This is a genomic window from Rhizobacter sp., from assembly GCF_046595475.1.
Classification (GTDB): domain Bacteria; phylum Pseudomonadota; class Gammaproteobacteria; order Burkholderiales; family Burkholderiaceae_C; genus Rhizobacter.
Map to the genome: position 1 here is coordinate 1 of NZ_JBKJOQ010000123.1, position 18,217 is coordinate 18,217.

The window sequence follows — 18,217 nt, forward strand, 5'->3', positions numbered from 1 at the left end:
AGAAGGTGTTACCCATGTCTGTGCACACCCGTTACCCCTGTCCCGCGTCTGAACATCGACACAAAGAAAGGAGGTCGGCCGCCGGGCCGAACTCCCGGCGCGGCCTCACGCAGTGAAACGACGTGCGCGAAACCGAGCGGGCCTTCGATCCGCGCAGCGGACCCTGTCCTGAGGTATCGAAGGATCAGGCTGAACGGATGGTGGTGCGCGGACCGTGCGGAACGGAGGTGCGCGAGCAAAACCAAAAACAACGCTCAGCCGAAGTGGCAAACGTAGTGCAAGGTCTGCGTCACCTCAATGTCGAACGACGATTTCCCCGGCACCTTGAAGCTCTGCCCCGCGCTGTACGGCAACCAGCTCTCGCTGCCCGCGAACCTCACGCGGCACACCCCTTCCACCAGCTCCATCACCTCGGGCGCGCCCGTGCTGAAGTGCAGCGAGGAGGGAAGAATCACCCCCACGCTCTTCTTGCTGCCATCGGCCAGCTCGACGCTGTGCGAGACGCACTTGCCGTCAAAGTAGACATTGGCGCGGGTGCTGATGGCGGCGTTGATCTTGTCGGTCATGGCGGGATTCGGGTCGTGTTGAAGACTGAGGGGGCAAAGTGTAAGTGCACCTAAAATCGGCAGCTCACCCGAATGACAACCGAACCGGGCTCCGTTCGAACAGCGGCGCTCGTCAACGCTTCCCACCATGGCCACCATTCTCCAGAACCTGCCTCTCGGGCAAAAAGTAGGCATCGCGTTCTCTGGCGGGCTCGACACCAGCGCCGCGCTGCACTGGATGAAGCTCAAGGGCGCGCTGCCCTATGCCTACACGGCCAACCTCGGCCAGCCTGACGAGCCCGACTACGACGAGATTCCGCGCAAGGCCATGCTCTACGGTGCCGAGCGCGCCCGCCTGGTCGATTGCCGCGTGCAGCTCGCAGCCGAAGGCATCGCTGCGCTGCAAAGCGGCGCCTTCCACATCACGACCGCCGGGGTTACCTACTTCAACACCACGCCGCTGGGCCGCGCGGTGACGGGCACGATGCTGGTCACGGCGATGAAGGAAGACGACGTCAACATCTGGGGCGACGGCAGCACATTCAAGGGCAACGACATCGAGCGCTTCTACCGCTACGGCTTGCTCGCCAACCCGTCGCTGAAGATCTACAAGCCGTGGCTCGACCAGGCGTTCATCGACGAGCTCGGCGGGCGCACAGAGATGTCGGCCTTCATGAGCCAGGCAGGCTTTGCCTACAAGATGTCGGCCGAGAAGGCCTACTCAACCGACTCCAACATGCTCGGCGCCACGCACGAGGCGAAAGACCTGGAGCAGCTGAACAGCGGCATCAAGATCGTGCAGCCCATCATGGGTGTGGCCTCTTGGCGTGATGACGTGGTGGTGAAGGCCGAAGAGGTCACGCTGCGCTTCAACGAAGGCGTGCCTGTTGCGATCAACGGCGTCGAGTACGCCAGCCTCGTCGACCTGATCCTGGAAGTGAACCGCATCGGTGGCCGTCACGGCCTGGGCATGAGCGACCAGATCGAGAACCGCATCATCGAGGCCAAAAGCCGGGGCATCTACGAAGCCCCGGGTCTGGCGCTGCTCTACATTGCCTATGAGCGGCTCGTGACCGGCATCCACAACGAAGACACCATCGAGCAGTACCGCGACCACGGCCGCCGCCTGGGGCGGCTGCTCTACCAGGGCCGCTGGTTCGACCCGCAGGCGATCATGCTGCGCGAGACCGCTCAACGCTGGGTTGCGCGGGCTATCAGTGGCGAGGTCACCATCGAACTTCGCCGCGGCAACGACTACTCGATTTTGAATACGGTCTCGAACAACCTCACCTACAAGCCCGAGCGCTTGACGATGGAAAAGGGTGAGTCGATGTTTTCGCCGCAAGACCGCATCGGCCAGCTCACCATGCGCAACCTCGACATCAGCGACACGCGTGACAAGCTCGGCATCTATGCCGCTGCAGGGCTGCTGACCGGCGACGCGTCGACCGAAATGCTCAGGCTCGACGACAAGAAGAAAACCTAAGGCGCTGCCCTAAGCGCCACGCAGCCTCAGCAGCGTCGACTGCAACAGCCGCGCATCGGCACTGGCGCGGTGGCGCTCGCCAGGGGTCTCATCGCTGACCCGTTGCCGCGTGGATTGCCACTCACGCGCCTCGCTTTCACTGAGCAGGCTGCGCAGGCTGTCGAGCTTGAAGCTGGGCACCATCTCGGCCTCTTCATATAGCGCGGCCAACCAGGGGTAGTCGTGAGCCCAGCCGTCACTGAACACGGTGCGCCCATGCAGGCGCTCGTTGAGCAGGCGGGCGATGTCGCCGATGCTGCGGCCATGCTGGTCGAGCATCTCGCGGCGGATGTGGTGAACGTTCTCAGCCGCAGGGTCCCAGTGCGTCCAGTGCGGCGCGGGGCGGATCAGGCTGCAGTAGCTGCTGCCGTCGGGCAGCACATAGCCCACCTCGATGGGGTAGCTGCTGCGGCCGAAACCAGAGGCTTCGAGGTCGAGAAAAGCGGGCGCCTCGATCGTGTGAGTCGCGAGGGTGACAGCCATGCTGCAGCATAAGCACGAAGCGTGCTCTCTTGTCTCCTCACACAGGGGGCAGCAAGGGTTTTTCCGAGGCGAGTGAGGGTCTGAAGCACTGCCATGCTTCGCCTGTTGCGCTCAGCGCCGTCTTTCCAAGGAGTTCCCGTGAACGAAACAACCATGCCCCGCCCCCACGAGCGCATCTGGCCGCAGCGCTTGCCGCGCAAGCTGGCGGTGCCGGCCACCTCGCTCTGGTTCAACCTGGATGTGACGGCTCAGCGCTACCCCGACAAGGCCAGCACCATTTTCTTCGGCCACGCCACGAGCTATGGCGAGTTGCACGCGCAAGCCGATGCGGTGGCGGGCTGGTTGCAAAGTGTGGGCGTGAAGGCGGGAGACCGCGTGGGTCTGTACATGCAGAACTGCCCGCAGTTCCTGGCGAGCTTCTACGGCATCTTGCGGGCCAATGCGGTGGTGGTGCCCATCAACCCGATGAACAAGGCCGACGAGTTCCAACACTACATCACCGACCCCGAAACCAAGGTGGTGATCTGTGGTGCCGACCTCGCCGCGTTGGTGGAGCAGGCCAACGCCGCTGTGCCCGCCGACAAGCGGCTCACGCACGTGCTGGTCACGCGCTATGCCGATGCCATGGCTGCAGCGGCCACGATGCACCCCGACGACATGCCGGCCCCGCCCGTGGACGCCTGGTTGCGCGGTGACCCCCCGTTGCCCGAAACGGGCAAGGGCAGCGCGACCTATGTGCGCTGGAACGACGTGCTGGCCCAGAAGCTTCCGCCTGGCCCGCACACGGCCCAGCCCGATGACCTGGCCGTGCTGCCCTACACCTCGGGCACCACGGGCAACCCCAAGGGCTGCATGCACACGCACCGCACCATCATGCACAACACCTGCGGCATCCAGTGGGGCCATGGTGGCCCCGAGGTGGTGGGCCTGGGCGTGGTGCCCATGTTCCACATCACCGGCATGGTGGGCATGTCGGCCGGGGTGTTTGCGGGCTCAACCGTGATCCTCATGCCGCGCTGGGACCGAGAGCTGGTGGGCCGCACCATCTCGCGCTACAAGGTGACGCACTGGACCTGCATCCCCACCATGGTGATCGACCTGTTTGGCAGCCCCAACTACAAGAGCTTTGACCTCAGCAGCCTGCGCTTCATGAACGGCGGCGGAGCCGCCATGCCGGCCGCGGTGGCCGAGCGGCTGGAGAAAGAATTTGGCATCGTCTTTGCTGAAGGCTATGGCCTCACCGAGACTTCGGCCGCCACCCATGCCAACCCGCCCGAGCGCGCCAAGCCGCAGTGCCTGGGCATTCCCATCTTCGGTGTGGACTCGCGTGTGGTCGACCCCAACACTTTCCAGGAGCTGCCGGTAGGCGAGATCGGTGAAATCATCAGCCACGGGCCGCAGATCTTCAAAGGCTACTGGCGCCAGCCCGACGCGACCGCGGCGGTGTTCATCGAGTTCGAAGGCAAGCCCTTCTTCCGCACCGGAGACCTGGGGCGCATGGACGAAGAGGGCTACTTCTTCTTGACCGACCGCCTGAAGCGAATGATCAACGCCAGTGGCTTCAAGGTGTGGCCTGCCGAGGTGGAGATGCTCTTGTACAAGCACCCCGCCGTGCAAGAGGCCTGCATCATCGCGGCGCGCGACGCCTACCGCGGCGAGACGGTGAAGGCCGTGGTGGTGCTGCGCGCCGAAGCCAAGGGCAAGACCACCGAGCAAGACATCACCGACTGGGCCAAAGAACACATGGCCGCCTACAAGGTGCCGAAGATCGTGCAGTTTGCCGATGCACTTCCCAAGTCGGGCTCGGGCAAGGTCATGTGGCGCTTCCTGCAAGACGCCGAGCCCAAGTAAATCAGCGGCCCAAAAAAAAGGGGCCCGCTTGCGCCGGCCCCGTTCTCACTTTCACTTTTATTGTTCGTGGTCTTTCTGCTCAGTGCCTCACGGCGTGGGCACGTAAGCCACGCCCTGGTTCAGCGCCGTGCAGTTGTGGCTGGTGGCGAAGTTGGTGGAAAGCGCAGCCACGCCGCTGGCGCTGGCGATGTCCAGGCCTTGGTAGCCATCAGCCGCCGCCGTGAACGCCGCCCAGGTGGGCACGCCGCTGCCGTTGGGGGTGCCGGTCTTCATGAAGTTGGTCCAGTAGGTCGACATCGTGGCCGCCAGGGCTTGCTGCTCGGCGGTGAGGGCACTGGCCATCGTGAAGAGGTATTGCAGCTCCGACCCGTGGTAGGCCCCCATGTCGAGCGTGGAGCGATGCGGCAGCGTGGCAGGCACCGTGCGGTCGCGGAACTCGTAGGCGTAGACCGGCGCATGCTGTTGCAGCTCAAGCGCGGCAATGCGGCCATTGCAGGCGAAGACCAAGTCGGTGCCCAGTGCGCCGTAGGCCGTGCTGGCGTCGGGGTACGGCGGCGTGGGGTACAGGCCCGTGACCAAGGCCGTGGCCGTTGGGCCCGCAGCCGGGTTCAGCGCGCCGCCCAGCAATGCCGTGACCTTCGCGATGTGCGCCGCGTTGTCGGCCAGCGGGACAGCGCCTGGTGCCAGCTCGTCGAGTGCCACGAACAGGCGCCATTCGTCGCGCGTGGTGCCTTCGATCATCGGCACTCTGTTGTGCGTGCCGGCCGAGATGGTGGTGCGCACGTTGGCGGTCAGTACCGCCCCGTCGACCGATGGGACGGGCCCACTCGGGTAGACGGTGGCCTGTGCTGCCAGCAGGTCAGAGACGGGCAGTGCGCGCAGGCAATCGACGGTGGTGCAGGCCGCGGTCGAGGTTGCTGCGGCGACGGCGGCGGCAACGCCCGCACCCTTGGCTTGTGCCACGGCCAAACTGTCTTGCGCTGCGCCAAAGGGGTAGGCGCCGCTCATGGCGATGGCCTTGTTGAACAGCCCCGCAGACCCCGCCGAGGCCACGAGTGAGTGCACGCTGAAGCCGCCGGCCGATTCACCGACGATGGTGATGTTGTTGGCATTGCCGCTGAAGTTGGCGATGTTGTTCTTGACCCAGCGCAGCGCGGCTTGCTGGTCCATCAGGCCATAGTTGCCTGAGCTGCCGGCTTGCTCGGCCGTCAGCGCAGCGTGTGACATGAAGCCCAAGGCGCCGAGCCGGTAGTTGAGGGTCACGACAACAACGCCTTTGTTGACCAGGGGTGTCGGATCGTAGGCGTCGCTCTGGCCGAGGTAGAAGGCGCCACCGTGGATCCACACCATCACGGGGAAGGGGCCGCTGCTCTTGGGCGTGTAGACGTTGAGGTAAAGGCAGTCTTCGCTAGACGAGGCGGTGCCGAAGGGCGATGCGCCTTGCGCGCAGTGGGCCCCGAAGTTCTTGGCCGAGCGGGCACCGCTCCAACTGGCGGCAGCCGTGGGGGCGCGCCAGCGCAGGGCGCCGACGGGCGGTGCGGCATAGGGGATGCCGAGGTAGCTGAACGAATTGGCGTTGTTGTTGCCTTGTACAACACCTGATGTGGTGGTGACTTCGATCTCGCTGGAGTTGCCGCCGCAGGCGGTCAGCCCCAGCAGCAGGGCGGCGCTTGTGAGCGCGCGCACGAAGGCGGGTTGATATGACATGTTCATGGGTCTGGTACTCCGATTTGGTTTGCTGCACGCATGTGCACAAAATACAGTTTGCCTGATGCTGACTCAGCCCGCGACTAGGAGAAGCGAGCAGTGCAACCCAGCGGGAAGCTGCAGGTGCAACGCACTGGTTTGGCCTGTGTGGCGAACCGAGCGTTAATTTGTGCGCGAAGTCGCGCAAATGCCTGCGGTTTAGAACCCTGAGCCGGGTTGAGCGAGAAAGGCGATTTCTTCGGGCGACGACTCGCGGCCAAGGATGGCGTTGCGGTGCGGGAAGCGGCCGAACCTGGCGATGATCTCGCGGTGCCGCTGGGCGTAGTCGAGCAGGCCGTGCGCATCGCCGGGTGTAGCCGCTTCCAGCGCCTTGAAGAGCCGCACCGATTCGTCTTGCGTGGCCAGGTCTTCGGCGTGTTCGAGCGGCAGGTAGACGAAGGGCCTTTGCACCGGGTGCAACAAGCCGTCTTGCCCCTTCGCCATCAGGGCGCGGCTGGCCGTGAGCGCCAGGGTGTCGCCCGCGAAGGCGCGGGGTGTATTGCGAAACACGTTTCGGGTGAACTGGTCCAACACGATGATCTGTGCCAGCGCCGCCTCGGCGTCTTGCTGCCAGGCCAGCAGCTCGCCCTGCAGTGCGTGCTCGATCAAAGGGCCGAAGCGTTGCGCAATTTCGCGGTCGAAGGCGTCGCTCTTGCGAAACCACTCGGGCCGTGAGACCGGCGGTTGCGCGTCGCCGAACCAGAACCGCAGCACCTCGTGCGCGTCAGTGTTCATCGCATTCAACGGCCGAGCTGCTGCCAGAGATAGCTGTACTCCAGCGCCTGCAGGTGCGCGCGCTGCTCGTTGTCGGCCGCACCGCCGTGCCCGCCTTCGATGTTTTCGTAATACAGCACGTCGTGGCCCTCAGACAGCATCAGCGCGGCCATCTTGCGTGCATGGCCGGGGTGCACGCGGTCGTCGCGGGTGGAGGTCGTGAACAGCACGCGCGGGTACTTCACGTCGGCGCGCAGGTTTTGGTACGGGCTGTACTTCGAGATGTAGGCCCATTCGCCGGGCAGGTCGGGGTTGCCATACTCGGCCATCCACGAGGCACCGGCCAGCAGCGTGTGGTAACGCTTCATGTCGAGCAGCGGCACCTGGCAAACAACCGCGTTGAACAGGTCGGGCCGCTGCGTGAAGGTGGCGCCCACCAGCAGCCCGCCGTTGCTGCCGCCCATGATGCCCAGGTGTTTGGGAGAGGTGGTCTTGTTGGCGACCAGGTCTTCAGCCACGGCGATGAAGTCGTCGTAGCTGCGCTGCTTGTGGGCCTTGACGGCGCTCTGGTGCCATTCGGGGCCGAACTCACCACCGCCGCGAATGTTGGCCACCACCAGCACGCCGCCGCGCTGGTACCAGGCGCGGCCGAAGCCGCCCGAGTACCAGGGCTTCATCGAGATCTCGAAGCCGCCGTAGCCGTAGAGCAGCGTGGGGTTGCGGCCATCGGGCTTGGCGCCCTTGGGCCACACCATGAAGTAGGGCACCTTGGTGCCGTCTTTAGAGGTGGCGAAGCGTTGCTCGGCGTGCATGCCGCTGCTGTCGAACAGCGCACCGCGTGCTTTCAGCAACTGCCGCTCGTCACTCGCCGTATTGGCCAGGTAGAGCGAATCGGGTGTGAGGAAGTCGGTGTAGGTGAGCCAGTAAGCCTCGGCCAGCGGGTCGTCTTTCAACAGCGGGTCGTGCAGGCCGCTCACGCCTAAAGCGCCAGGGAAGGGCGCTGCCACCTCGTGGCGGGTGAAGTCGCCACCCTTTTTTTGCCACTGCTCCAGCTTGCCGGCCACGTTGTCGATGATGTTGAGCAGCACATGGTTCTTCGTGCTGGTGTAACCCGACAGCGAGCGCGTGGGCGTGGGGGTGAACAGCGCGGCCAGCTTGCGTTCGCCCTTCAGGTAGGCGTCGGCATTGGCGTGCAGCAGCGAGCCGCTTGCGAAGCGGGTGTCGCCCACCGTCATGGCGCTGCGCAGGTGCAGCAGCAAGGTGTCGCGCATGAAGCTTGGCGATGCATCGCTGGGAATGTCCAACGGCAGCAGCTTGTCGCCTTGCTGCAGAAAGTTTTTGCTGTTGTAGAAGTCGAGCGCACGGCTGAAGAGTGTGCGCTCGTAGCCTGGCGTCATGTCGACGCTGACGGAGACTGCCACGTCTTTCGCTTCACCCTCGAACACAGTCACGGCTTCGCCGAGCGGCGTGCCGCGCTTCCAGCGCTTGATGATGCGGGGGTAGCCCGAATCGGTCATCGAGCCAGGGCCGAAATCGGTGCCCACGTAGAGCGTGTTGTCGTCTAGCCAGTCGACTTCGCTCTTGGCCTCAGCCAGAGTGAAGCCGTCTTTGACGAACTGCTTGGTGACGGTGTCGAACTCACGCACCACCTTGGCATCGGCCCCGCCGCGCGACAGAGAGACCAAGCACTTGCGGTAGCCCGGGCCCAGGCAGGTGGAGCCGCCCCAGACCCAGTTTTCGCTTTCGGCCTTGGCCAGGGCGTCGAGGTCGAGCACCGTTTCCCAGGCGGGCTGCGGCTTGCGGTATTCGGGCAGGGTGGTGCGCCGCCAAAGGCCGCGCTTGTGGGTTTCGTCTTGCCAGAGGTTGTAGAGCCACGCGCCGCGCCGCGCTACCGCGGGGATGCGGTCTTTCGCGTTCAGCACTTCGAGCATCTGCGCCCTGATGGACGCGTATTCGGGCCGTGCGGTCAACTCTTTTTGCGACAGTGCGTTGCGCTCGCGCACCCAGTTGAGTGCTCGCTCGCCTTGCACCTCTTCGAGCCAGAGAAAGGGGTCGGTCTTGTCGGTGGCGGGCGTGCTTTGGGGCATGGCGTGCGGGCTGATGAGGAAGAGGAGCGCAGCAGCGCCATGGCGCCAGGCGAGGGTGTTCATGCGAGCAGGTCCTGGGTGTCGGGGTGGCGCTGCATGTAGGCCGCGGCAAAGGTGCACACAGGCTTTACCTTGAGGCCTTGCGCCCGGGCATGGGCAAGTGTTGCCCCGATGAGCGCACCGGCGATGCCGCGGCCTTCAAACTCGGGCGGCACCGCGGTGTGCGTGATGACCAGCACACCCGGCTCCAGTCGGTACTCAGCCTGGGCCAGATGGCCTTCGACCGTGGTCTCGAAGCGGTGTTTGGTAGGGTTGTGCTGAACGGGGACAGGCGGGGAGGCGGGTGCGGGCATGGCCCGGATTATTGAGCCATCGCGATGCCGTGAACCGTGGCGGGTTATGCCAGCTTATGCGCCGCCGTTCAGCCTTTGCGGGGTGATCTCGACGCTGTCGGCGCCGTCGCCCACCCACACGCCGCCGTCTTGCACCGTCACCTGCAACTGCATGGTGCGCTTCGCGAGCCTCGCCAGCGCCTGGCTCTGGTCGGCCGGTATCTGCCACACAGCGATATTTTGTGCGCGAGTGATCTTGGTGGCGATGCCGCTCCACCAGATGGGCGTGCTGTGGCTGAAGCTGTAGACGTGCAGCCGCTCGGTGCGCGGGCTGGCTTTCATCAGGCGCTTGTCATCGGGCTGGCCGATCTCCATCCACTGCATGATCTGGCCCGTCAGGTCTTTTTGCCACAGGCTGGGCTCGTCGACGTCCCACAGGTCTTTCGCAAATTCGAGCGCGCCGTTGTGGTCGTCGGCCGGCACGTTGAGCGCAAACGCCAGCAGGCGAATCATCATGCGCTCGTCGGTCTCGGACGGGTGGCGCGCGATGGTCACGCTGTGATCGCCGTAGATGCTGCGATCCATGTCGGCCAGCTGAAGCTGGGCTTTGTAGATGGTGGCTTTGATGGCCATGGGCGACGCGATCGTCAGTGGGGGACGGGCATTAGACCACCCGGGGCAGCGACAATCCGGCTCTTGAACCAGAGTGGGCCTTTGCCATGAGCATGAAAAAATTCGAGTTGGAAAAAATGCGCGGACTCAAGGTTACGGGGCAGATGAAGGCGGCCGGCATCCCTAGCCGCTTTGGCCAGGGTGCCACCGAAGTGCTGGACAAACGCGAGCGGCGCTTGCGAGATACAGCGGCCGGCCTGGTGCCGTTTGCCTGCAAGCTGCCAGGCGATCTGGTCAAGCAGCTGCACGAGCGCGCCACCGCGCATGAAGGCGGCATCAATGGCGTGATGGCCGAGCTGCTGGGCGCGGCCCTGGTCGGTGAGAAACCCGCCGAGGTGCTGGCCCAATCGACCGCCATGGTGCCAGCCAAAGCACCCGCCAAGAAAGCGGCTGCGAAAAAGAACGTTCAGCCGTAAACCGTGACCACCTGGTAGCCCAGCGCAGCCAACTCGCCGTCGGGCGACCACAGGCGCGTGGCCTGGTTCGAGTAGCCGCCGGCGGCGGCCAGTACGTCGGTGTCTACACGCCACCAGCCATCGCTGGTCTTGGGCAGCGGGCGCAGCTCCAGCTCCCAAGAGACCGAGCTGGCTGGCGTGGGTTTGGTGAATTGCGAGAGCAGCGGCGTAGGCGGCACGTCGGCCAGCAGCACCGTCAGCAGCTCGGTGGCAATGCCATTTGCCGGCTCGCCCTTGAGCTGCAGGTGGATGCGGCTGAGCAGGCTCACCTGGCCGCTGAACGGCGCCGCACCTTCGGCAAACCGCATGTCCATGTGCTGCGTGAACTGAGGCGCCACGCCGGCGGGCAGCGCTCGCACGGGTGTTTGCTCGGGCTCGGTGGCCACTGGCGGCCTCTTGGGTGACACCGGCGCCAGCGCGCTCTCGCGATCAGAGCCGAACACGCCAAGCAGCAAGGCCGATGTTTGGCCCGCTTGCTGCACCAGCGCCTGCACCTGCCGCACGTTTTTGCCTTCGCGCAACAAGGTGACGGCCACTTGCACCGGCCCAAGCGTTACCGGTCCGATGAAGCTGGTTTGCAGCGCGCGCAGGTGCACGTCGCTGGCCCAGGCGCTGCCGGCCACGTCTCGCATGGCTTGCACTGCGATCACCGAGATCAGGCCGCCGAACGAGGTGCGGCCCTGCAGCCAGTCGGCAGGGATCTCGAACTGCACACGGCCGCCTTCAACGCGGGTGCGTGCGGCCAACAGTGCGGACAAGGGAGTGAATGTGCTCATGGTGTGCGGGGGCATCGGGTGACAGGGGAAAATTATGTCGCCGACACTCGCCGTGTGCTGCCACCCGGGCGACATGGCCGCGGTGGCATCATGCCGGCCGCAAACACTGAAGGATCCCGACAATGAGGTTCGCGTTTTTCAATGCACTGCTGCTCGCCAGCCTGGCCCTTGCATGCGCGTCGCTGCAGGCGGCGCCGCCCAAGGTGCGCGAAGGCACGCTGGGTGGTGGCAAGGCCAGCGGGCCGGTCATGGGCATGGCGCAGCTGCGCGCCTGCGTGACCCAGCAAAAGCGCATTCAGGGCTTGAACGCCGATACCGCCAGGACGCAGCAGCAGATGAGTGCCGACCGCGCGTCAATCGACACAGAGGCTCAGGCGCTCAAAGACGCCATGGCAGCGTTAGACCGCACCAACAAGGAAGCCATCGAAGCCTATGTGGCCCGAGCGCAGGCGCACGACAAATCCATCGACACCTACCAGGCGCGCGTGTCGCCGTTCAATGCGCAAGTTGAAACCCTGCAGGGCGAGCGTGCAGGCTACGCCAAGGCCTGCGAAGGCCGGCGCTACCTGGAAGACGACTACACCGACATCAAGGCCGGCAAATGAGCTTGTGAAGCGAAGCTGTGAAGCTGCACTAGCGAGTGATATCGGGGTAGGCGACCCCTAGAATTGGCGCGTCTCCAACCTGAGAAGCACCATGACACTTGCCACAAGCAACCCCTTGGTGCAGCCCTGGAATACCCCGCACGGGCTGCCCCCTTTTGACCATGTACGCGCAGAGCATTTCAAGCCGGCATTCGACGAGGCGCTGAAGCAGCACCTTGCCGACATCGAGGCGCTGGCCAGCGCCACAGAGCCCGCGAGTTTCGACAACACCGTTGCGGCACTCGACCGCAGCGGGCGCCTGCTGGCGCGCATCGAGGCTCTGTTCTACAACCTCGCCTCCAGTGAGACCTCGCCCGCGCTGCAAGCCGTTGAGCGCGAGATGGCAGCACCCCTTGCGGCCCATGGCAGTGCCGTCTACATGAATTCGGCGCTCTTCCAGCGCGTCAATGAATTGCACGCGCAGCGCGCCATGCTTTTTCTAACGCATGAGCAGACGCGCTTGCTGGAGCGCGTTCACCTCGACTTCGTGCGGGCCGGTGCCAAGCTCACCGGTGATGCGCAAAAGCGCTACGCGCAAATCATGCAGCGCCTGGCCGAGCTGACCACGTGCTTCAGCCAGAACGTGCTGGCCGACGAGTCGGCCTATCGCCTGGTGCTGCGCGACGAGCGAGACCTGGCGGGCCTGCCCGACTTCGTGCGGGCTGCCGGGCGCCAGGCGGCAGCAGACCGCGGCATCAGTGACGGCTGCGTGATCACGCTCTCGCGCTCGCACATCGTGCCCTTTCTGACGTTCTCTGACCGGCGCGATTTGCGCGAGCAGGCGTGGCGCGCCTGGGTGACGCGTGGCGAGCACGAGGGCGCGCACGACAACCGGCCGGTGGCGCGCGAGATCCTCACGCTGCGCCACGAGCAGGCGCAGCTGCATGGCTACGCAAGCTATGCCGACTACGCGCTGGCCGACACCATGGCGGGCACGCAGTCGGCTGTCGATGCCTTGCTGCAGCAGGTGTGGGAGCCCGCCAAGGCGCGCGCCGAGCAGGAGCACCAGGCCTTGCAGGCGCTGGTGAGCGCGGGGAATGAGTCGCTGCAAATCGAGGCCTGGGACTGGCGCTACTACGCCGAGAAGCTGCGCCAAGCGCGCTACGACCTCGATGAGGCGGCCATCAAACCGTACTTCCCGCTAGCCCGCATGGTGGAAGCGGTGTTCGATTGCGCGCAGCGCCTCTTCGGTGTGCGCTTCGTCGCACGCGCCGACCTGGCCGCCTATCACCCCGACGTGAAGGTCTACGAGGTCTGGAACGCGGGCAGCGACACTCTGGTGGGGGTTTTCCTTCACGACAACTTCGCGCGCCCCACCAAGCGCAGCGGTGCGTGGATGTCGCTTTACCGCAGCCAATCGCGCGGCGCTGCCGGCGAAGCGGTGCTGCCCATCGTGGTCAACAACAACAACTTTGCCAAGGGTGCGCCGGGTGAGCCCACCTTGCTGAGCTTCGACGATGCGCGCACGCTGTTTCATGAGTTCGGCCACGGCCTGCATGGCTTGCTCTCAAACGTGACCTACGAGCGTCTGTCAGGCACCAATGTGTTGCGCGATTTCGTCGAGCTGCCCTCACAGCTCTTTGAGCACTGGCTCAGCGAGCGCGAAGTGCTCAAGCAGCACGCACGGCACCATGTCACGGGTGAGCCTATCCCCGACGCACTGATCGACAAGCTCGAAGCGGCCAACCGCTTCAACCAGGGCTACGAGACGGTGCGCTATGTGGCCTCGGCCCGGGTCGACATGGCCGCGCATGCGCTCACCTCTGCAGAAGGCCCCGACATCACCGCCTTCGAGCAAGCCGAGATCGCGCGCATGGGTTTGCCTGCGGCCGTGGGCATGAACCACCGGTTGGCGCACTTCCAGCATCTGTTTGCAGGCTCGGGCTATGCGGCGGGCTACTACGTCTACATGTGGGCCGAGGTGCTCGATGCCGATGGCTATGACGCATTCACCGAAGCCGGCAGCCCCTTCGATGCCTCGGTGGCGCAGCGTTTGCAGCAGTTCATTTATTCCAGTGGCAACAGCCGCGAGCCGGGTGAGGCCTACCGTGCCTTCCGCGGGCGAGACCCGTCGGTGCAGCCCATGTTGCGCGAGCGAGGTTTGCTGAAAGAGGACGTGACGGCGGCTTAGGCTGCCTATGCGGTCGGAAAGCGCTGGTCCAGCGCCGACAAAAAATTGCTGAAGTCGATAGGCTTGGTCCAGTAGGCGCTGAACCCTGAGGCCGTGGCACGTGCGATGTCAGCGGGCATGGCATTCGCTGAGAGGGCGATGCAGGCGATGCCCGATGTGGCCTCTTGCTGCTTGAGCCGTCGCAGCACCTCGAAGCCGTCGATGTCGGGCAGTTGAATGTCGATCAGGATCAGGTCAGGGCGCAAGGCTGCAGCATGAGCCACGCCGGCCACGCCGGTACCCGACGATTCGAGCGTGAGGCCGGGGCGCATGCGGATCAGCTCTTCGACCAGCAACACGTTCACCGGGTTGTCTTCGATGTAGAGCAGGCTGCCCCTGCGTGCCGGCAGCAAGGGTTTCGCGGCCGCCACGGCGGGCGCCGGCGCTTCGGGGCTGTCGGCGGGTTGCGGAGCGCGTGGCAGGCGCACGGCAAAAGTGGAGCCCAGGCCCGGCTGGCTGCTCACGCTCACCTCGCCCTGCATGCGGGTGGCCAATGCCTTCACCACGGCCAGGCCGATGCCGGTGCCTTCGATGCCTTCGCGCTCTAGCCCCAGTCGGTTGAACGGCTCGAACAAATGCGCGAGCTGTTCTTCCGACATGCCGCGCCCGGTGTCTTGCACATGAAACGTGACATGGGTGGGCGTGAGCTGGCCAGACACCGTTACGCGCCCAGGCGACTTGTTGTATTTGATGGCATTGCTCAGCAGATTGATCATCATCTGCCGCAGGCGTATGCGGTCGCCGAGCAGCCAGCCGTCGAGCGACTCGGCGCTGATCGTCACCTTGTGCGTGATCGCCAGTGACTCCACCAAGGGCAGGGCCTCGTGCAGCACCTCGCTCAAGGGAACGGCCTGCAGGTCGAGCTTGAGCTGGTCGCTCTCAAGGCTTGAGAGGTCGAGCACATCGTCGATCAGGGCCAGCAAGTGCTCGCCGGCCGACTGGATGTGGGCGATCTGTCCGCGCTGCTGCGCTTGCAAAGTGTCGTTGTCGATCAGCAGCAGCTGCGCAAAACCCAGCACGGCGTTGAGGGGTGTGCGCAGTTCATGGCTCATGCGAGAGAGGAATTCCGACTTGGCTTTGCTTTCGCGCAAGGCGAGTTCACGCTCCCGTCGGTTGACCTCGGCATTCCTGGCTTCGGTTACGTCCCAGTTGACGCCGATGCGCCGGCTGATGCGGCCATGTTCGTCGAGTGCGGGCGTGGAGCGTGAGGCCAGCCAGCGCACGGTGCCGTCGGGACAGATCACACGAAACTCATAGGCCGTCGGGCCGGTGTTGTGGGCCGCCTCGCGCAGCTCGCGCTTGACCGATTCAACGTCGTCGGGGTGTGTCATGGCCAAGCGCTGCGTGGCGTTGAGCGCCTGATCTTGCGGCTCCATGCCGCGCAGGCGGAACATGGCTTCGTCCCACACCGCCTCGCCGGTTGAGACCTGCCACTCCCAGGTGCCCATGCCCACGCTGCGCGCGGCCAGTGCCACGCGCTCGTTCACGCTGCGCAGGGCGGCTTCGGCGCGCACGCGCTCGGTCACGTCGAGCGTCACGCCGAAGACCATCAGTGAGCCGTCGCGCTGCTCGCGGCGCGCACGGTTCACCAGCCAGCGCACTTCGCCGTCGGGGCGCACGATGCGGCACTCGTGCTCGGTCGACATGGCGTCGGCCGAGATCGCCGCACGCGCATTCAAGATGGCGGCGCGGTCTTCGGGGTGCACGATCTCGTAGATCCACTCGTCGCGCGTGGGGCCGCCGAGGAGCATAGGCCGCCCGGTGATGCGAAACATCTGCTCGTTCCAGGTGGCGCGCGCGTCATTCGGGTCGCGGCTCCAGATGCCAACACCCGCCGCGCTCACCGCGATTTCGAGCCGCTTGGCCAGCTCGCTCGCCTCGCGCAGCTTTTCGACCTGCGCCGAGACATCGAGCGCCACGCCGATGAACTCGATCGGCTCGCCTTTGTCGTTGCGGTGCACCACGCGGCGCGTCAGCACATAGACCCAGGCACCGTCAGCGCGGCGGTAGCGGGCCTCCATGTCGACAGGCTCGTTGGTGTGCAGCGACTGCTCGGCGGTGGCCAGCACCTGCGGGATGTCATCGGGGTGGATGATCGATCGCACCTGCTCGAGCGTCAGCCCTTCAGGCACTGGCGCCATGCCGAGGATATGGAAGGCATGGTCGTTGTAAAAGATGCGGTTGAGCGTGAGGTCGTGGCGCCAGATGGCGATGTTGCCCAGCTCGACCGCAATCTTCAGCTGCGCATTGGCCTTGTTGAACGCGTCGGCGAGCTGGTAGACCTCGGTGTCATCGACCAGCAGGCCGATGGCGCGGTTGGGCACGCCCTCGGTCGAATTTTTCACCTCCCAGTGCGAGTGCACGCGGCGCACCAGCCCATCGGGTGAATTGATCCGGTAGTGATGCTCGTAGATGCCGGCCATGTGCGTGGAGCTGCGGTATGCCTCGGACGCGCTGTCAGCGGCGTGGATGCGCTTGGCAGCTTCTTCGAATGAGGGTGTGCCTTCGGTGGGCGCCATGTTGAAGAAGCTGAACATGTGGCGATCCCATCGCCCTGCGCCATCGGGGATGCTTCGCTCCCACACCGCCAGGCGGCCGAACTCTTGCGTCATGTCGAGCAGCTCAGCCTTGTGGCGGGCCTCTGCATGCAGGCGATGAGTCTCGGTCGTGTCTTGCAGGGTGAGCAGTGTGCGGGCAGGGCCGAGCTGCTCGGCATCGCTGAGCGCACGTGCGCTCACGTGCGCTGACCGGCTGTCGCCCGAGGCGTGTTGCCACGGGAGTTCGATGCGGGGGAAGCCTTGGCCCTGGCGCAGGTAGGCGTCAACGGGGTGCCAGGCGCCTTGCGAACCCAGAAGGAGGGAGGCCTCGTACCCGAGCACTTCGGCGTGGCCGGTCGTCGCCTGAAAGGCCGCATTGGCCCACACGATGCAGCCCTGCGAGTCGAGCAGGGCCAGCAGGTCGCTGGCCGAGTCGAGCAAAGCCGCCCAGGTGGGGGCAGGCGCGAACGCTTGCGGTGAAGAAGCGTGGGTCGAGGCCATGACGGGTCAGTCTAGCGGCCCGTCAGGCCTTCGGGTAGATATCAACCCACCCAAAACCCGTTGCGGGCTCAGTCCTTAGCGAGCTGGAGCACCAGTTTGCCGAAGTTCTCACCGTTGAAGAGCTTGAGCAGGGTTTCGGGGAAGGCATCGACTCCGCCCGTCACCACGTCTTCCTTGCTCTTCATCTTGCCGGCCTTCAGGTAGCCGGCCATCTCGGCAATGGCCAGGTGATAGCGGTCAGCGTAGTCGAACACCACCATGCCTTCCATGCGGGCTCGGTTGACCAGCAGCGACATGTAGTTGGCGGGGCCCTTCACGGGCGTGGTGTTGTTGTACTGGCTGATCGCGCCGCAGATGATGATGCGGGCACCCCTGGCTATGCGTGTGAGCACGGTGTCGAGGATGTCGCCGCCCACGTTGTCGAAGTAGATGTCGACACCCTTGGGGCAATGCTCGCGCAGGGCGTCTTTCACGTTGCCGGCTTTGTAGTCAACGCACGCATCGAAGCCCAGCTCGCGTACCACCCAGTCGCACTTGGTCTGGCCACCGGCAATGCCCACGACCCGCAGGCCGAGGATCTTGCCCAGCTGCCCCACCGTCTGGCCCACCGCGCCGGCGGCGCCCGAGACAACCAGCGTCTCGCCTGCCTTGGGCAGGCCGACGTCTTTGAGGCCGAAGTAGGCTGTCATGCCGGGCATGCCCAGCACGTTGAGCCACTGCGTGGGCGAGCCCACTTGGCGGTCGATCTTGGCCAGGCTGTAGCGCTTGATTTCGGCCTCGGGAACCAGGCAGTACTCTTGCACGCCCGAGCCGATGCTCACGTGGTCGCCCACGGCAAAGGCCGGGTTCTTGGATGCCACCACCACGCCCACACCACCGGCGCGCATCACTTCGCCAATCCCCACGGGGGGGATGTAGCTCTTGCCTTCGTTCATCCAGCCTCGCATGGCAGGGTCGAGCGAAAGGGCGAGTGTCTTCACCAGCACGCCCCCGGCGGTGGGCTCTTGAACCGCCTCGGTCGTGAAGCTCCAGTTGGCGCGGGTGGGCAGGCCCACGGGGCGTTCGGCGAGGCGTACTTGCTTGTTGGTGGTGGCGGTGAGGGTGGTCATGGGGTCTCCTGCTGGCTGTAGCGGCGCATCGTATCGCTGCGCTTCGGGCCTGCTTGTCGCCCAGTTGTCA

At 65.1% G+C, this 18,217-nt stretch carries 15 protein-coding genes; 5 read left to right on the plus strand and 10 right to left on the minus strand.

All coding sequences use genetic code 11. The annotated features are described in order from the left end of the window. Positions 1 to 254 precede the first annotated feature (254 nt). Positions 255 to 566 carry a pyrimidine/purine nucleoside phosphorylase gene (gene ppnP / locus AC30QB_RS22440; protein WP_489548504.1) on the minus strand — a complete coding sequence of 104 codons (312 nt, stop codon included), beginning with the start codon at positions 564 to 566 and terminating at the stop codon, positions 255 to 257. Positions 567 to 693: 127 nt separating this feature from the next. Between ppnP and argG the strand changes: the two genes are divergently transcribed. Beyond that, positions 694 to 2,031: an argininosuccinate synthase gene (gene argG / locus AC30QB_RS22445; protein WP_489548505.1), complete on the plus strand. Its 1,338-nt coding sequence runs from the start codon at positions 694 to 696 to the stop codon at positions 2,029 to 2,031. Positions 2,032 to 2,040: 9 nt separating this feature from the next. On the opposite strand, the gene AC30QB_RS22450 is transcribed toward argG, so the two are convergent. Further along, on the minus strand, positions 2,041 to 2,553 hold the full coding sequence (locus AC30QB_RS22450) for a 3'-5' exonuclease (protein ID WP_489548506.1): 513 nt from the start codon (positions 2,551 to 2,553) through the stop codon (positions 2,041 to 2,043). Between the two features lie 153 nt (positions 2,554 to 2,706). On the opposite strand from AC30QB_RS22450, the gene AC30QB_RS22455 reads away from it, so the two are divergent. Further along, positions 2,707 to 4,404, plus strand: a complete 1,698-nt coding sequence (locus tag AC30QB_RS22455) for a long-chain fatty acid--CoA ligase (RefSeq protein WP_489548507.1) — start codon at positions 2,707 to 2,709, stop codon at positions 4,402 to 4,404. A gap of 87 nt (positions 4,405 to 4,491) precedes the next feature. Here AC30QB_RS22455 and AC30QB_RS22460 read toward each other — a convergent pair whose 3' ends face one another. From AC30QB_RS22460 to AC30QB_RS22480, 5 genes are all read right to left on the minus strand, one after another. After that, positions 4,492 to 6,117, minus strand: a complete 1,626-nt coding sequence (locus AC30QB_RS22460) for a carboxylesterase/lipase family protein (RefSeq protein WP_489548508.1) — start codon at positions 6,115 to 6,117, stop codon at positions 4,492 to 4,494. A gap of 192 nt (positions 6,118 to 6,309) precedes the next feature. Next, entirely contained in the window at positions 6,310 to 6,885 is a 576-nt protein-coding gene (locus tag AC30QB_RS22465) for a DUF924 family protein (RefSeq protein ID WP_489548509.1), read from the minus strand. A gap of 5 nt (positions 6,886 to 6,890) precedes the next feature. Continuing rightward, positions 6,891 to 9,014, minus strand: coding sequence for a prolyl oligopeptidase family serine peptidase (locus AC30QB_RS22470; RefSeq protein ID WP_489548510.1), 2,124 nt, complete (start codon positions 9,012 to 9,014; stop codon positions 6,891 to 6,893). After that, on the minus strand, positions 9,011 to 9,304 hold the full coding sequence (locus AC30QB_RS22475) for a GNAT family N-acetyltransferase (RefSeq protein ID WP_489548511.1): 294 nt from the start codon (positions 9,302 to 9,304) through the stop codon (positions 9,011 to 9,013). Before AC30QB_RS22475 ends, AC30QB_RS22470 begins: the two co-directional genes overlap by 4 nt. Before the next feature lie 54 nt (positions 9,305 to 9,358). Continuing rightward, complete coding sequence (locus AC30QB_RS22480) at positions 9,359 to 9,916, minus strand: YaeQ family protein (protein ID WP_489548512.1); 558 nt, start codon at positions 9,914 to 9,916, stop codon at positions 9,359 to 9,361. A gap of 86 nt (positions 9,917 to 10,002) precedes the next feature. On the opposite strand from AC30QB_RS22480, the gene AC30QB_RS22485 reads away from it, so the two are divergent. Continuing rightward, positions 10,003 to 10,371 (plus strand): hypothetical protein, encoded by a 369-nt coding sequence (locus AC30QB_RS22485; protein WP_489548513.1) that lies wholly within the window; start codon positions 10,003 to 10,005, stop codon positions 10,369 to 10,371. On the opposite strand, the gene AC30QB_RS22490 is transcribed toward AC30QB_RS22485, so the two are convergent. Further along, on the minus strand, positions 10,362 to 11,186 hold the full coding sequence (locus tag AC30QB_RS22490; protein ID WP_489548514.1) for an acyl-CoA thioesterase: 825 nt from the start codon (positions 11,184 to 11,186) through the stop codon (positions 10,362 to 10,364). The two genes, AC30QB_RS22485 and AC30QB_RS22490, sit on opposite strands and share 10 nt — an antisense overlap. 122 nt (positions 11,187 to 11,308) lie before the next feature. Between AC30QB_RS22490 and AC30QB_RS22495 the strand changes: the two genes are divergently transcribed. Together AC30QB_RS22495 and AC30QB_RS22500 are read left to right on the plus strand one after the other, a co-directional pair. Then, positions 11,309 to 11,791, plus strand: coding sequence for a hypothetical protein (locus tag AC30QB_RS22495; RefSeq protein ID WP_489548515.1), 483 nt, complete (start codon positions 11,309 to 11,311; stop codon positions 11,789 to 11,791). A 91-nt stretch (positions 11,792 to 11,882) separates the two neighbouring features. Further along, positions 11,883 to 13,961, plus strand: coding sequence for a M3 family metallopeptidase (locus tag AC30QB_RS22500; RefSeq protein ID WP_489548516.1), 2,079 nt, complete (start codon positions 11,883 to 11,885; stop codon positions 13,959 to 13,961). Positions 13,962 to 13,966: 5 nt separating this feature from the next. On the opposite strand, the gene AC30QB_RS22505 is transcribed toward AC30QB_RS22500, so the two are convergent. Both AC30QB_RS22505 and AC30QB_RS22510 read right to left on the minus strand, forming a co-directional pair. Further along, entirely contained in the window at positions 13,967 to 17,038 is a 3,072-nt protein-coding gene (locus tag AC30QB_RS22505) for a PAS domain-containing protein (protein ID WP_489548517.1), read from the minus strand. Between the two features lie 68 nt (positions 17,039 to 17,106). Further along, entirely contained in the window at positions 17,107 to 18,147 is a 1,041-nt protein-coding gene (locus AC30QB_RS22510) for an NADP-dependent oxidoreductase (protein ID WP_489548518.1), read from the minus strand. Positions 18,148 to 18,217 lie beyond the last annotated feature (70 nt).

What these genes read in the sequence shown, in the direction of transcription:
- AC30QB_RS22490 (WP_489548514.1), bottom strand. Translation starts at nt 11,186, where the DNA reads ATGAGCACATTCACTCCCTTGTCCGCACTGTTGGCCGCACGCACCCGC.
- AC30QB_RS22510 (WP_489548518.1), bottom strand. Translation starts at nt 18,147, where the DNA reads ATGACCACCCTCACCGCCACCACCAACAAGCAAGTACGCCTCGCCGAA.
- AC30QB_RS22495 (WP_489548515.1), top strand. Translation starts at nt 11,309, where the DNA reads ATGAGGTTCGCGTTTTTCAATGCACTGCTGCTCGCCAGCCTGGCCCTT.
- AC30QB_RS22505 (WP_489548517.1), bottom strand. Translation starts at nt 17,038, where the DNA reads ATGGCCTCGACCCACGCTTCTTCACCGCAAGCGTTCGCGCCTGCCCCC.
- AC30QB_RS22450 (WP_489548506.1), bottom strand. Translation starts at nt 2,553, where the DNA reads ATGGCTGTCACCCTCGCGACTCACACGATCGAGGCGCCCGCTTTTCTC.
- AC30QB_RS22470 (WP_489548510.1), bottom strand. Translation starts at nt 9,014, where the DNA reads ATGAACACCCTCGCCTGGCGCCATGGCGCTGCTGCGCTCCTCTTCCTC.
- AC30QB_RS22475 (WP_489548511.1), bottom strand. Translation starts at nt 9,304, where the DNA reads ATGCCCGCACCCGCCTCCCCGCCTGTCCCCGTTCAGCACAACCCTACC.
- AC30QB_RS22455 (WP_489548507.1), top strand. Translation starts at nt 2,707, where the DNA reads ATGCCCCGCCCCCACGAGCGCATCTGGCCGCAGCGCTTGCCGCGCAAG.
- argG (WP_489548505.1), top strand. Translation starts at nt 694, where the DNA reads ATGGCCACCATTCTCCAGAACCTGCCTCTCGGGCAAAAAGTAGGCATC.
- AC30QB_RS22480 (WP_489548512.1), bottom strand. Translation starts at nt 9,916, where the DNA reads ATGGCCATCAAAGCCACCATCTACAAAGCCCAGCTTCAGCTGGCCGAC.
- AC30QB_RS22460 (WP_489548508.1), bottom strand. Translation starts at nt 6,117, where the DNA reads ATGAACATGTCATATCAACCCGCCTTCGTGCGCGCGCTCACAAGCGCC.
- AC30QB_RS22500 (WP_489548516.1), top strand. Translation starts at nt 11,883, where the DNA reads ATGACACTTGCCACAAGCAACCCCTTGGTGCAGCCCTGGAATACCCCG.
- AC30QB_RS22485 (WP_489548513.1), top strand. Translation starts at nt 10,003, where the DNA reads ATGAGCATGAAAAAATTCGAGTTGGAAAAAATGCGCGGACTCAAGGTT.
- AC30QB_RS22465 (WP_489548509.1), bottom strand. Translation starts at nt 6,885, where the DNA reads ATGAACACTGACGCGCACGAGGTGCTGCGGTTCTGGTTCGGCGACGCG.
- ppnP (WP_489548504.1), bottom strand. Translation starts at nt 566, where the DNA reads ATGACCGACAAGATCAACGCCGCCATCAGCACCCGCGCCAATGTCTAC.